The 12680-nt window shown below is 70.5% G+C and carries 11 protein-coding genes; all 11 read right to left on the minus strand.

The window, feature by feature from the left end:
- Position 1 precedes the first annotated feature (1 nt).
- On the minus strand, positions 2–619 hold the full coding sequence (locus tag FPJ27_RS30835; protein WP_204423956.1) for a DUF924 family protein: 618 nt from the start codon (positions 617–619) through the stop codon (positions 2–4).
- Positions 616–1347, minus strand: coding sequence for an alanyl-tRNA editing protein (locus FPJ27_RS30840; RefSeq protein ID WP_072440738.1), 732 nt, complete (start codon positions 1345–1347; stop codon positions 616–618). Before FPJ27_RS30840 ends, FPJ27_RS30835 begins: the two co-directional genes overlap by 4 nt.
- Positions 1348–1452: 105 nt before the next feature.
- Entirely contained in the window at positions 1453–1863 is a 411-nt protein-coding gene (locus FPJ27_RS30845) for a group II truncated hemoglobin (RefSeq protein WP_017331548.1), read from the minus strand.
- 43 nt (positions 1864–1906) lie between these two features.
- Positions 1907–4468, minus strand: a complete 2562-nt coding sequence (locus FPJ27_RS30850; RefSeq protein ID WP_204423958.1) for an FtsX-like permease family protein — start codon at positions 4466–4468, stop codon at positions 1907–1909.
- A gap of 50 nt (positions 4469–4518) precedes the next feature.
- On the minus strand, positions 4519–5136 hold the full coding sequence (locus tag FPJ27_RS30855; protein ID WP_072440937.1) for a DUF4126 domain-containing protein: 618 nt from the start codon (positions 5134–5136) through the stop codon (positions 4519–4521).
- Between the two features lie 211 nt (positions 5137–5347).
- Complete coding sequence (gene sugE, locus FPJ27_RS30860; protein ID WP_034184858.1) at positions 5348–5668, minus strand: quaternary ammonium compound efflux SMR transporter SugE; 321 nt, start codon at positions 5666–5668, stop codon at positions 5348–5350.
- Positions 5669–5833: 165 nt separating this feature from the next.
- A complete protein-coding gene (locus FPJ27_RS30865; RefSeq protein WP_072440740.1) occupies positions 5834–6115 on the minus strand; it encodes a DUF333 domain-containing protein in 282 nt (93 codons plus the stop codon).
- 156 nt (positions 6116–6271) lie between these two features.
- Entirely contained in the window at positions 6272–6970 is a 699-nt protein-coding gene (kdpE, locus tag FPJ27_RS30870; RefSeq protein WP_204423960.1) for a two-component system response regulator KdpE, read from the minus strand.
- Entirely contained in the window at positions 6963–9818 is a 2856-nt protein-coding gene (locus FPJ27_RS30875) for a DUF4118 domain-containing protein (protein ID WP_072440743.1), read from the minus strand. The genes kdpE and FPJ27_RS30875 overlap by 8 nt, the downstream gene beginning before the upstream one ends.
- A 164-nt stretch (positions 9819–9982) precedes the next feature.
- On the minus strand, positions 9983–10564 hold the full coding sequence (kdpC, locus tag FPJ27_RS30880) for a potassium-transporting ATPase subunit KdpC (protein WP_204423962.1): 582 nt from the start codon (positions 10562–10564) through the stop codon (positions 9983–9985).
- An 18-nt stretch (positions 10565–10582) separates the two neighbouring features.
- A complete protein-coding gene (kdpB, locus tag FPJ27_RS30885) occupies positions 10583–12667 on the minus strand; it encodes a potassium-transporting ATPase subunit KdpB (RefSeq protein ID WP_175962868.1) in 2085 nt (694 codons plus the stop codon).
- Between the last annotated feature and the right edge of the window lie 13 nt (positions 12668–12680).

The raw sequence follows: 12680 nt of genomic DNA on the forward strand, positions 1-12680 counted from the left end.
ATCAGAACGACGAACCGGGTTCGCGAAGAAACGCCGTCTCCTCATCGGTCGACTCACGGCCGAGAATCGCGTTCCTGTGCGGAAAGCGGCCGAAGCGCTCGACCACGGCCGCATGCCGCAACGCGAAGCGGTGATAACTCTCGCACCCTGCCTCGCCGCGAATGCCCGCGCACAGGCGCACGGCCTCGCGCTGGCTCTCGATCGACTCGTCGTGCTCGAACGGCAGATACGCGAACGCGCGGTGATGGCCGCTCGGCAGTTGCGCATCCCAGCCGGCCGCGACGACGCGGCGTGCGAGCGCGAGCGCCTTCGGATCGGCGGCAAACGCGCGCGGCGTGCCGCGATGGATGTTGCGCGAGAACTGGTCGAGCACGACGATCAACGCAAGCGCACCCTCCGGCGAACCGGCCCAGTGATCGCATGCGCCATCGCACGCGGCGTCGAGCAGCGCGCCGTAGCGCGTGCGCAGCACGTCGTCGAACGCCGCGCCGCCGTTGAACCAGATCTTGCGTTCCTGCCCGAATTCGGCCGAGCCCGGTTCGCCGAACCAGAAATCCAGAATCTCGCGCGCTTGCGGATCCAGCGCCGCCGCGGCCGCCGCCCCGGTGTCGATCGTCATGCAAACTCCAGTACGAGGCGCCGCGTGCGCGCGCTCTTCTTTTCAAGTTTCGCGACGCGCAGGTCGCCGATTTCCGACGTGTTGCGCACGTGCGTGCCGCCGCACGGCTGCAGGTCGACCTGCTCGATGCGCAGCAGCCGCACGCGGCCGAGGCCCATCGGCGGCTTCACGCTCATCGTGCGCACGAGTTCGGGCCGCTCGGCCATCTCGTCGTCGGTAATCCATTCGGTCGTGACCGGATGCGCGCCGGCGACCAGGCCGGCGAGGCGCCGCTCGACGTCGTCGCGGTCGATCGCTTCGGACGTCGCGAAATCGAGCCGCACATAGTCGGCCGTCACGCTGCAGCCGTCGACCGCGTACGGCAGCACCGCGCACATCAGGTGCGCGGCCGTATGCAGGCGCATGTGCCGGTAGCGGCGCAGCCAGTCGATCTCCGCGACCACGCGTGTGCCGGGCACGAGCGTCGCGACGCGCGCCTCCTGCCCCGGTGCCGGCACGTGCAAGGCGTCGTCGGGCGTCGCGCCGTCGAACCTTGCCTTGCGGGTATCAGCGATCCCGATCGTGCTGCCGTCGGGCAGGGTCAGCGTGCCGGTGTCGCCGGCCTGGCCGCCGCCGAGCGGATAGAACACGGTGCGGTCGAGCCGGATGCCGTCGTCGCCGACGGCCTGAACGATCGCGTCGCACCGCGTGAGATACGCGTCTTCGCGAAACAGCGCTTGTGTCGTCATCGGGCGAGCCTCGTATCGATTGCGGGAAACGGCCAGTGTCGCGCCGCGCGGCGCGCGCGCCCAGACGCAGATCGTCCCGCGCGCGGGCAGCGGCGTACCGGTCGATCAACCGGGCCGGTTGCGCATCCAGTCGGCCGTGTCGTAGAACGAATGCATGAGCCGCTCGCGCAGCGGCTCGGGCAGCCCGACATCCTCCATCGCCCACGCCATGCAGCGCAGCCACTGGTCGCGCTCGACCGACGCGATCGGGAACGGCAGGTGCCGCGCGCGCAGCCGCGGATGGCCGAACCGGTCGATGTAGTGGTCGGGCCCGCCGAGCCAGCCGCACAGGAACCAGAACAGCTTGTCGCGCGAACCGTCGAGCGATGCCGGGTGCAGCGCGCGAATCTGCGCGAACTCGGGCTCGAGGTCCATCAGGTCGTAGAAGCGGTCCACCATTTCGCGCACGCGGGCTTCGCCGCCCACGAGCTCGAACGCCGTCGGCTGCGACGGCGCATCGTCATTCACATCGGTCATACGGATAGTCGGAAAACGGGATCTTCGGGGCCGCCGGCGACACTCATGCGTCGCGCAGCGACTGCAGCGCGGGGCGCCGCAACACATTATGCAGGCTCAGCCAGCCGGCCGCACCGGCGCACGCGACGCCGGCCGCGATGCCGGCCGGCACGAGCCACGGATCGACGGCGAGCCGGAAATCGAACACGCGCGACGCGAGCACCCAGCCGACCGCGATCGCGCCCGCCGACGCCAGCGCGCCGGACAGCGCGCCGACCACGACGAATTCCGCGCGCTGCACCGCATTGACCTGCGCGCGCGACGCGCCGAGCGCGCGCAGCAGCGCGGCCTCGCGCACCCGCTCGTCGCGCGAGCCGGCGAGCGCCGTGTACAGCACGAGCACGCCGGCCGCCAGCGTGAACGCGAACAGGAACTGCACCGCGCCGACCACCTGCAGCATCATCCGCTGCAGTTGCGCGAGGATCGGCGCGACGTCGATCGCGGTCAGGTTCGGGTAGCGCGCGATCAGCGGATCGAGCAACGCGGCGTCGGATGCAGGCAGATGGAAGCTCGTGAGGTAGACGGCCGGGAAATCCTTCAGCACCCGCGGCGGCATCAGCACGAAGAAGTTGACGCGAAACGTGCCCCAGTCGAGCTTGCGCACGCTCGTGATCGGCGCGTCGACCGTCAGCCCCGTCACGTCGAAGCGCAGCGTGTCGCCCGGCTTCACGTTCAGCATCTTCGCGAGGCCGGCCTCGATCGAGATCTGCGGCGCGGCCGCGGTGCCGAACCAGTCGCCTGCGACGATCCGGTTGTCGGACGGCAGCTCGGTCGTATACGACAGGTTGAACTCGCGATCGACGAGCCGGCGCGCCTCGTCGGACGGGTAGGCGTCCGGATTCACCGGCTTGCCGTTGATCGCGACGAGGCGGCCGCGCACCATCGGCGCGGGCACCGCGTCGCGCACGCCGTGCGCGGCCAGATAGGCCGCGACGTCGTCGCGCTGGTCGGGCTGAATGTCGATCAGGAACTGGTTCGGCGCATCGGGCGGCGTCGATTGCCGCCAGCCCGCGACGAGGTCGTTGCGCGTGATCGCGATCAGCAGCAGGCACATCAGGCCGAGCGCGAGCGCGGTGATCTGCAGCGCGCTGGCCGTGCCGCGCCGGTGCAGCGACGCGAGCGCATAGCGCCAGCCGACGCCCGCGGCCACGCGCGCGTTGCGCACCGCGCGCGCGGCGGCGAACAGCACGAGCCGCGCGATCAGCGCGAAACCGACCAGCGCGCCGGCGAAGCCGCCCGCGACGATCAGGCCGAGCTTCAGGTCGCCGGCGGCCGCGATCAGCAGCCCCGCGAACAGCACGACGCCGACCGCATACGCGGCCCACGCGGTGCGCGACGCATCGCCCCATTCGCGGCGCAGCACGCGCACCGGCGGCACGCGCGTGAGCGGCACGAGCGGCGGCAGCGCGAAGCCGAGCAGCAGCACGAGCGCGGCCCCCACGCCGATGAGCGCCGGCCACAGCGTGGGCGGCGGCAGCACGACTTCGATCAGGCCGCCGAGCGCGGCCAGCAACGCCCAGTGGCCGCCGTAGCCGAGCACCGCGCCCGCGGCGCCCGACACGATCCCGATGCCGACGAATTCGAGCGCGAACAGTGCGCCGAGCGTGCGGCGGCTCACGCCGAGGCAGCGCATCGTCGCACAGCCGTCGAGATGGCGCCGCATGTAGCGCTGCGCGGCCATCGCGATCGCGACCGCCGCGAGCAGCGCGGTCAGCAGCGCGACGAGCGTCAGGAAATGGCGCGCGCGATCCAGCGTCTGCCGCACCTGCGGCTGGCCTTCCTGCAACGACTCGAGACCGACGCCGCGCAGCTTCCCGCCATCGACGCGCTCGTGCGCATAGGTTTCGAAGCGCGCGACGGCCTGCGCATCGCCGGCGACCAGCAGCCGGTACGTGACGCGGCTGCCGTAACCCGTGAGCCCCGTCGCGGCGAGTTCGTCCGCGCGCATCATCAGCCGCGGCGAAAAATTGACGAACGAAAAGCCGCGATCGAGTTCGCGGGAGATCGACGCTGCGACCGTGAACGTGCGCAGCCCGACACGCACCGTATCGCCCGCCTTCAGGTGCAGCGCGTCGAGCAGCGCGGGGTCGGCCCACACGGTGCCGGGTGCGGGAATCGCTGTCGCCTTGTGCGCGGCGGCGGCGCCGGCCGGCAGGATCTCGACCGCACCGCGCAGCGGATATCCGGGCGACACGGCCTTCACGGCCGCGAGGCGCGCGGGCGCTGCGTCGGCCGTCTGCCCGCCCGCGGCGGACGCGATCATGCTCGGGAAAATCGCGGTCGTCGCGGTACGCAGGCCGAGCGCGCGGGCCTGACGGTCGAACGACGGATCGACGGGACGGTCGGCGCGCACGACGAAATCCGCGCCGAGCATCTGGCGCGCGTCGCGCTCGAGCCCCTGGCGCAGCCGGTCGGCGAGAAAGCCGACGCTCGTCAGTGCCGCGACCGCGAGCACCAGTGCGAGTACGAGCAGCGTCAACTCGCCCGCGCGCCAGTCGCGCGCGGTCATCCGTACGGCCTGGCGGATCAGGTCGCGCAGGCCGAAGCGGCCGGCATGCGCGGGCATGTCATGGCCGGGTTGCCCGGCCGGCGGCTGCGCCGCGTGTTGCAGCCCCTTCAATCGCGCTTACCCCCGATCGAGTTGAGCCGCGACACCATGTGGTTCGCCATCCCGCGAAAACCGCCCGACACGCCGCGCCACAGGCGCGGCAGCGCCCAGGCCGAAGCGGCGACGAAGGCCGCGAGCAGCACGAGGAACGCGAGCGGGACGAAGAATGCGAGCGCGAGCCCGCCGACCACGAGGCCGTCCTCGGTCGACGACGCAACCCAGTTCGAAATCGGTTCGGGAGACAGGTTGATCAGCGCGCGTGTACCGGCCTTCGCCACGTGCGCGGCGCCGGCGAGCGAACCGCCTGCAAGGCCCGCGACGGCGAGCACGGTCGGATCGGCATGGCCGAGCGCGCCGGCTGCGAGCACGGCGCCGGCCGGGATGCGGATGAAGGTATGCACGGCATCCCACAGCGAGTCGAACGCGGGGATCTTGTCGGCAAGGAATTCGGTGACGGTGAGCACGGCGGCGGCGCCGATGACCCACGGCGACATCAGGACGGCCAGCGTGTCGGGCAGGTGGAGCCAGCCGACCCGCGCCAGCACGCCGGCGATCAGCACCGTCAGGTACAGGCGCAGCCCGCTCGCCCACGCGAGCCCCGCGCCGAGCGAAATGGCTTCGATCATGGCCCTCTCCTTGCACTTTCCGTGCGCTTTGCCGATCGATCGGATCGGGTCGGTCAGACCGGCCGCGCGGCGCGTGGCGACCGGCGCCGCAGGCCGCGAACGGCACAACGACATTCAGGCCCGAATGCGTTCCATTATAGACAGGCTAACCGGGCAGCCGGCGCAATTCCGCAGTGCAGTGCCCGGGCGCAGCGCGTCCGGGACTCCGTCGTCAGGCGGCCGACGACAGCTTGAGGCCGATCAGCCCGGCGACGATCAGCGCAGCGCTCGCGACGCGCGCGACGGTCAGCGCCTCGCCCATCATCACGATGCCGAACACGAACGCGCCGACCGCGCCGATGCCCGTCCACACCGCGTACGCGGTGCCGAGCGGCAACTGGCGCATCGCGACCGCGAGCAGCCCGAAGCTGGCCAGCGCCGTCACGATCGTAAACACTGACGGGCCGAGCTTCGTGAAGCCGTCCGACGATTTCATGCCGGCCGCCCAGGCCACTTCCAGCAAACCGGCAATCAACAACAATACCCACGCCATCGCGACGTACTCCGGATCGGATGGGGCCGTCCCCGTTGAAGCGAATGCCCCGGGGTCGTCCCCGGGCGGCGCCGAGTATAACAAGAGGCTTACGGACACGCCGGACGCGGCGCACGGCCGGCGGCCGATCCGGGGCAGGATCGGCCGGGCCCGGTCAGTTCGGCATCAATTCGACACACGCTTCGGCGCGACGCCGCCGACGCAGCGGTCGTCGCGGTACAGCGCCCACTCCTCGCACACGCGGCCATCCTTGAACATGCACATCCCGACCTGTCCGCTCGGCAGGCTGCGGATCACGTGGCGACCGCCGAGCTTCTCGCAGTTGACCGACGCGGGATTGGCGAGCGCTGCCTGCGCGGGCGGCTGTTGCCCCGGCGGCAGCGGTTGGGCGAACGCGCCGGGCGCAGTCAGCGCCAGCGCACAGATGACGGCCAGACGGACGGACATTGCACGCTCCTCGTTTTTGTTCGCGGAACGGTCAGCATAACGGGGAATCCGCGGCCGGTGTGCAAGGCCGGCGCCGGCCGCACGACTGTCGCGCCGGCGCAACCCCGCCCGCGCGGCGTCACGCCAGCCCGGGCTGCCGCCGCCGCGCGATGCCCGTCACGCGGCGCCGACCAGCCGGTAGCCGACGCCCGTCTCGGTGACGATGTATTCGGGCTGTGCCGGGTCGCGCTCGAGCTTCTGGCGCAGGTGCGCCATGTAGATGCGCAGGTAGTGATGGCTCTCGACGTGCGACGGCCCCCACACGTCGCGCAGCAACTGGCGGTGCGTGAGCACGCGCCCCGCGTGCCGCACGAGCGTCGCAAGCAGCCGGTATTCGAGCGGCGTCAGATGCACGATCTCGCCGTCGCGCCACACCTGGCGCAGCGCGAGATCGACGGTCACGGTGCCGAAGCTCACCTTCGGCGTCTCGTTCGCGCCGCCCTGGTTGCGCCGGCGCAGTTGCGCGCGAATCCGCGCGCGCAGTTCGGACACGCCGAACGGCTTGGTCAGGTAGTCGTCGGCGCCCGCGTCGAGCGCCGCGACCTTCTCCTCTTCCTGCGTGCGCGCGGACAGCACGATCACCGGCACCTCGGACCAGCCGCGCAGCTCGCGGATCACGTCGAGGCCATCGGTATCGGGCAGGCCGAGGTCGACGATCACGAGATCGGGCTTGCGCGTCGCCGCGTCGATCAGCCCCTGCTTGCCCGTCTCGGCCTCGAACACGGCGATCTCCTCCTCCTCGAGCGCGGCACGCACGAAGCGGCGGATCTGCTTTTCGTCCTCGATCAGGACAACGGTCAGGCTGGGTTCACTCATGATCTGGCAATGGCTCGGATGGGGACGATGCGCCCGGCACGTCGGATTCGTCGTCGGGCACGGCGGGCGCGGCCGGCGGCGTCTCGACCGGCAGCGTGAACCAGAAGCGCGCGCCCGTCACGCGGCCGTCGGGCGCGGTGCGGTTGAGCGCGCCGATTCTACCGCCGTGCGCCTCGACGATCGCACGGCAGATCGCGAGGCCGAGCCCGATGCCCGGCGTCGCCGATTCCTTCTCGCCGCGCGTGAACTTGTCGAAGATCCGCGTTTCCATGCCGGCCGGCAGGCCCGGGCCGTAATCGTCGACGTGCACGCGCACGAACGGGTTCCCGTAGGGCAGCCCGTCGTCGGTCACGCGCTCCGCGCCGATGTCGAGCGGCGTGTCGGGCGGCGTGTACTTCGCCGCGTTCTCGAACAGGTTGGTGAACAGGCGTTCCATCAGCACCGCGTCCATCTGCAGCAGCGGCAGGTCGGCCGGCAGCGACACGCGCGCGGGATGGCGCGCGAGCACGCGCTTGCACGCGGCGAGCGCGGCGCCGACGGTTTCCTCGAGCAGCGACCACTGGCGCTTGAGCTGCAGGCTGCCGGCCTGCAGCCGCGCCATGTCGAGCAGGTTCGTGACGATGCCCGTCATCCGCAGCGCCTCGTCGTGGATCGCGTCGACGAGCTCTCCCTCGCGCTGCGCGAAGCGTTCGGCCGCCGCGGCGTCGCCGCCCTGCGCGGCCGCGCGCCCGTTCGCGAGCATCGACGAGAAGCCGACGATCGTCGTGAGCGGAGTGCGCAGGTCGTGCGAGATCGCCGACAGCAGCGAGTTGCGCAGCCGCTCGGATTCCATATTGACGAGCGCGTCGCGCGCGATCTCGACGTAGTGCACGCGTTCCAGCGCGAGCGCGATCTGCGCGGCGAATGCGTCGAGCATCCGCAGCTGTTCGGGCACCTCGAGTTCGCGCGGCTCGCGCGACACGACCGCGAGCACGCCGCGCGTGCGCATCGGCGCCTTCAGCGGCAGGTACAGCGCGGCCGTCGCGGGCAGCGTGTCGGTGCCGCGGCCGGCCGGCTTCTGCTGGTCGTACACCCACTGGCCGACGTCGCTGTCGAGATCGGCGCCCGTCAGCGTGACGGCCGCGTCGGGCTCCTCGATCTTCTGGCGCACCTTGTCCGCGCTGTCGGGCAGCAGGAACGCGACACGCGCGCGGAACACCTCGCCCACGTGGCGGCTGCCGATCTCGACGATCTGCTCGGTCGTCAGCGCCGCGCCCAGCTCGCGCGCCATCGCGTAGATCGCGCCGGTGCGGCGCTCGCGGCGCTGCGCGATGCTCGCCTCGCGCGTCAGCGTCGACGTCAGGTGGCTGATCACGAGCGACGTCAGCAGCATCCCGAAGAAGGTCAGCAGGTATTGCGTGTCGCTGACCGAGAACGACATGCGCGGCGGCACGAAGAAGAAATCGAATGCGGCCACCGACAGGAACGACTGCAGCACGCCCGGGCCGCGCCCGAGCCGCACGGCCGAGAACACGACGCCGAGCAGGTACAGCATCACGAGGTTCGTGAGGTCGAGCCGCTCGGACACGACGTTTGCGACGACGGTGATCGCCGCGCAGATCGCGGCCGCGTACACGTAGTGCCGCGGCGGCGAACGGTGCGTGCCGAACTTCGCGAACGCATCGCGCCAGTCGCGCGCACGCGGGTCGAGCGGCGCCGCGCGCGCCTCGTCGCTCGCGGACGCGCGGATCAGCATCAGGTCGACGTCGCCCGCGCGTTCGGCGAGCTGCTCGCCGAACGGCCGCGCGAAGCGGCGCATGAGCCCGACCTTCGGCGAGCCGCCCGCGACGATCTTCGACACGTTGCGCACCTTCGCATAGCCGATCAGCGCGGCTACCGCGTCGCCGCCGGCGAGCGTGGCTGTTTCCGCGCCGAGTTCGGCCGCCAGCTTCAGCGCGTCGAGCGTGCGCTGCCGCTGCGCGTCGGGCAGCCGCTGCAGGCGCGGCGTCTCGACATACACGGCGATCCAGTCGGCCTTCAGGCTCGCGGCGAGCCGCGCGGCCGCGCGCACGAGCGTCGGCGCTTCGGCGCCCGGACCGACGCACACGAGCAGCCGCTCGCGCGCCTGCCAGATGCGCTGGATCGAACGGTCGGCGCGGTATTCGCGCATCTGCGCATCGACGCGATCGGCCGTGCGCCGCAGCGCCAGTTCGCGCAGCGCGATCAGGTTGCCCTTGCGGAAGAAGTTGCGCACCGCGCGCTCGGCCTGCTGCGCGAGATAGACCTTGCCGTCGCGCATCCGCTCGAGCAGTTCCTCGGCCGGCAGGTCGACAAGCGTGACTTCGTCGGCCGCGTCGAACACGCGGTCGGGCACCGTCTCCCACACGCGGATGCCGGTGATCGCGCCGACCACGTCGTTCAGGCTTTCGAGGTGCTGGACATTGACGGTCGTATAGACGTCGATGCCCGCGTCGAGCAGTTCGTAGACGTCCTGCCAGCGCTTCAGGTGCCGTGCGCCCTGCACGTTCGAATGCGCGAGTTCGTCGACGAGGATCAGTTGCGGCTGGCGCGCGAGCGCGCCGTCGAGATCGAATTCGGCGAGCGTGCGGCCGCGATAGTCGATGCGCGCGAGCGGCAGCACGTCGAGGCCGTCGAGCAGCGCGGCGGTTTCGCCTCGGCCGTGGGTTTCGACGATGCCGACGACGACGTCGACGCCGTCCTGCAGGCGCTGGCGCGCGGCCTGCAGCATCGCGTAGGTCTTGCCGACGCCGGCCGATGCGCCGAAGAAGATCTTGAGCTGGCCGCGCCGCTGCTTTTCTTCGTCTCGCTGCAGCTTGTCGAGGAGTTGGTCTGGATCGGGACGGTTCATGCGTCAGGAAAGCGGAGCGCCCGGATGCGCGCGAGTACGAGCATTGTTGTTCCAAATCGCCGCAAAAGGCAAAGACGGCGCATGCGCCGTCGGGAAAATGCGCGTCCGGCGCGGCTCGAGCCGTGCCGGGCACCGGTTGCCGGGTCTAAAGCCCGGATGCACGATCAGTGCGCGGCCTGCGCCGCGTCGAGCGCGAGGTTCAGCTTCAGCACGTTCACGCGCGGCTCGCCGAGCACGCCGAACTGGCGGCCGGCCGTGTTCGCGGCAACGAGCTGCGCGACCGCGTCGGGCGCCAGGTTGCGCGCCTTCGCGACCCGCTCGACCTGGTATGCGGCGGCGGCCGGCGTGATCTCCGGATCGAGGCCGCTCGCCGACGCCGTCACGAGGTCGACCGGCACGGGCTTCGACATGTCGGTGCCGGCCTCGCGCAGCGCGGCGATGCGCCCCTTCACCTGGTCGGCGAGCGACGGGTTCAGCGGGCCGAGGTTCGAGCCGCCGGAACCGGTCGCGTTGTACGGCATCGGCGCGGTGGCCGACAGCCGGCCCCAGAAATACTTCGGCGCATCGAACGGCTGGCCGATCAGCGCGGAGCCGACCGCCTTGCCGTCCTTCTCGATCAGGCTGCCGTTCGCCTGCGACGGGAACACGGCCTGGCCGAACACGGTCATCACGGCCGGATACGCGAGCCCCGTCACCGCGGCAAGCACGACAAAGAGCACGACGAGCGGACGAATCAACGTTTTCATGATGTTTCCTTCAGGACCTCAGGCCCAGCCGAGTGCGGCGAGCGTCATGTCGATCAGCTTGATGAACGGGAACGGCAGCAGCACGCCGCCGAGGCCGTAGACCAGCAGGTTGCGGCGCAGCAGCGATGCGGCGCCGAGCGGCCGGTACGTGACGCCCTTCAGCGCGAGCGGGATCAGCGCGACGATGATCAGCGCGTTGAAGATCACCGCCGACAGGATCGCGGACGCCGGCGACGTCAAGTGCATGATGTCGAGCACGCGCAACTGCGGGTACGTGGTCACGAACGCGGCCGGGATGATCGCGAAGTACTTCGCGATGTCGTTCGCGATCGAGAACGTCGTCAGCGAGCCGCGCGTCATCAGCATCTGCTTGCCGATCTCGACGATCTCGATCAGCTTCGTCGGGTTCGAATCGAGGTCGACCATGTTGCCCGCTTCCTTCGCGGCCTGCGTGCCCGTGTTCATCGCGACCGCCACGTCGGCCTGCGCGAGCGCCGGCGCGTCGTTCGTGCCGTCGCCCGTCATCGCGACGAGGCGCCCCGCCGCCTGGTGCTCGCGGATCGTCGCGAGCTTGGTTTCCGGCGTCGCTTCCGCGAGGAAATCGTCGACGCCCGCTTCCGCCGCGATCGCCGCGGCCGTCAGCCGGTTGTCGCCCGTCACCATCACGGTCTTGATGCCCATCTTGCGCAGTTCCGCGAAGCGCTCCTTGATGCCGCCCTTCACGATGTCCTTCAGCTCGATCACGCCGAGCACGCGCGCCGCCCCTTCATGCAGGTCGGCCACGACGAGCGGCGTGCTGCCGCGGCGCGCGACGTCGTCGACCGCGCGGCGCACTTCTTCCGGGAAGCGGCTGCCGTGCGTCTCGACATAGCGGCGGATCGCGTCGGCCGCGCCCTTGCGGATCTCGCGGCCGGGCAGGTCGACGCCGCTCATCCGCGTCTGCGCGGAGAAGCCGAGGAACGTCGCGTGCAGTTGCCCCATGTCGCGCTGGCGAATGTTGAAACGCTCCTTCGCGAGCACGACGATGCTGCGGCCTTCCGGCGTTTCGTCGGCGAGCGACGACAGTTGCGCGGCATCGGCCAGCGCTTCCTCGGTCACGCCCGGCGCGGGCACGAACATCGACGCCTGGCGGTTGCCGAGCGTGATCGTGCCGGTCTTGTCGAGCAGCAGCACGTCGACGTCGCCGGCCGCTTCCACCGCGCGGCCCGACGTCGCGATCACGTTCGCCTGCATCATCCGGCTCATCCCTGCCACGCCGATCGCGGACAGCAGCCCGCCGATCGTCGTCGGGATCAGGCACACGAGCAGCGCGACGAGCGCGGTGATCGTCACCACGTGGCCGGCCTTCATCGCGTCGACCGCGAACGTCGAGAACGGCAGCAGCGTCGCGGTCGCGAGCAGCATCACGATCGTCAGCGCGACGAGCAGGATCGTCAGCGCGATCTCGTTCGGCGTCTTCTTGCGCTTCGCGCCTTCGACCATCGCGATCATCCGGTCGAGGAACGCCTCGCCGGGGTTCGCCGTGACCTTCACGACGATCCAGTCGGACAGCACGCGCGTGCCGCCCGTCACCGACGAGAAGTCGCCGCCCGATTCGCGGATCACCGGCGCGGATTCGCCGGTGATCGCCGATTCGTCGACCGACGCAACGCCGTCGACGACCTCGCCGTCGGCCGGGATCACGTCGCCGGTCTCGACGAGCACGATGTCGCCGCGGCGCAGGTCGGATGCGGTCGTGATGCGGATCGGCGACTTCGGATGCGGCTCGTTGAGCTTCTTCGCCATCACGTCCTTCTTCGCGCTGCGCAGCGATGCGGCCTGCGCCTTCGAGCGCCCTTCGGCGAGCGCTTCGGCGAAGTTCGCGAACAGCACCGTGAACCACAGCCACAGCGCGATCGCGAGGATGAAGCCCGCGGGCGCCTCGGCCTGGCCGGCAAGCGCCGCGATCCACAGAATCGTGGTCAGGATGCTGCCGACGTATACGCAGAACATCACCGGGTTGCGGAACTGCGTGCGCGGCGTGAGTTTCTTGAACGAATCCACGATCGCCGGGCGCAGCAGCGCCGGATCGAACATGGACCGTGTTGCGGAATGTTGAGTCATTGCGATCTCTTCA

The organism is Burkholderia sp. MS455 (assembly GCF_016899445.1).
Lineage (GTDB): Bacteria > Pseudomonadota > Gammaproteobacteria > Burkholderiales > Burkholderiaceae > Burkholderia > Burkholderia pyrrocinia_C.

Coding starts and splice junctions, on each gene's coding strand:
- FPJ27_RS30855 (WP_072440937.1), bottom strand. CDS start 5,136: ATGATCGAAGCCATTTCGCTCGGCGCGGGGCTCGCGTGGGCGAGCGGG.
- kdpB (WP_175962868.1), bottom strand. CDS start 12,667: ATGACTCAACATTCCGCAACACGGTCCATGTTCGATCCGGCGCTGCTG.
- FPJ27_RS30835 (WP_204423956.1), bottom strand. CDS start 619: ATGACGATCGACACCGGGGCGGCGGCCGCGGCGGCGCTGGATCCGCAA.
- FPJ27_RS30840 (WP_072440738.1), bottom strand. CDS start 1,347: ATGACGACACAAGCGCTGTTTCGCGAAGACGCGTATCTCACGCGGTGC.
- FPJ27_RS30865 (WP_072440740.1), bottom strand. CDS start 6,115: ATGTCCGTCCGTCTGGCCGTCATCTGTGCGCTGGCGCTGACTGCGCCC.
- FPJ27_RS30875 (WP_072440743.1), bottom strand. CDS start 9,818: ATGAACCGTCCCGATCCAGACCAACTCCTCGACAAGCTGCAGCGAGAC.
- FPJ27_RS30845 (WP_017331548.1), bottom strand. CDS start 1,863: ATGACCGATGTGAATGACGATGCGCCGTCGCAGCCGACGGCGTTCGAG.
- kdpC (WP_204423962.1), bottom strand. CDS start 10,564: ATGAAAACGTTGATTCGTCCGCTCGTCGTGCTCTTTGTCGTGCTTGCC.
- FPJ27_RS30850 (WP_204423958.1), bottom strand. CDS start 4,468: ATGCCCGCGCATGCCGGCCGCTTCGGCCTGCGCGACCTGATCCGCCAG.
- sugE (WP_034184858.1), bottom strand. CDS start 5,668: ATGGCGTGGGTATTGTTGTTGATTGCCGGTTTGCTGGAAGTGGCCTGG.
- kdpE (WP_204423960.1), bottom strand. CDS start 6,970: ATGAGTGAACCCAGCCTGACCGTTGTCCTGATCGAGGACGAAAAGCAG.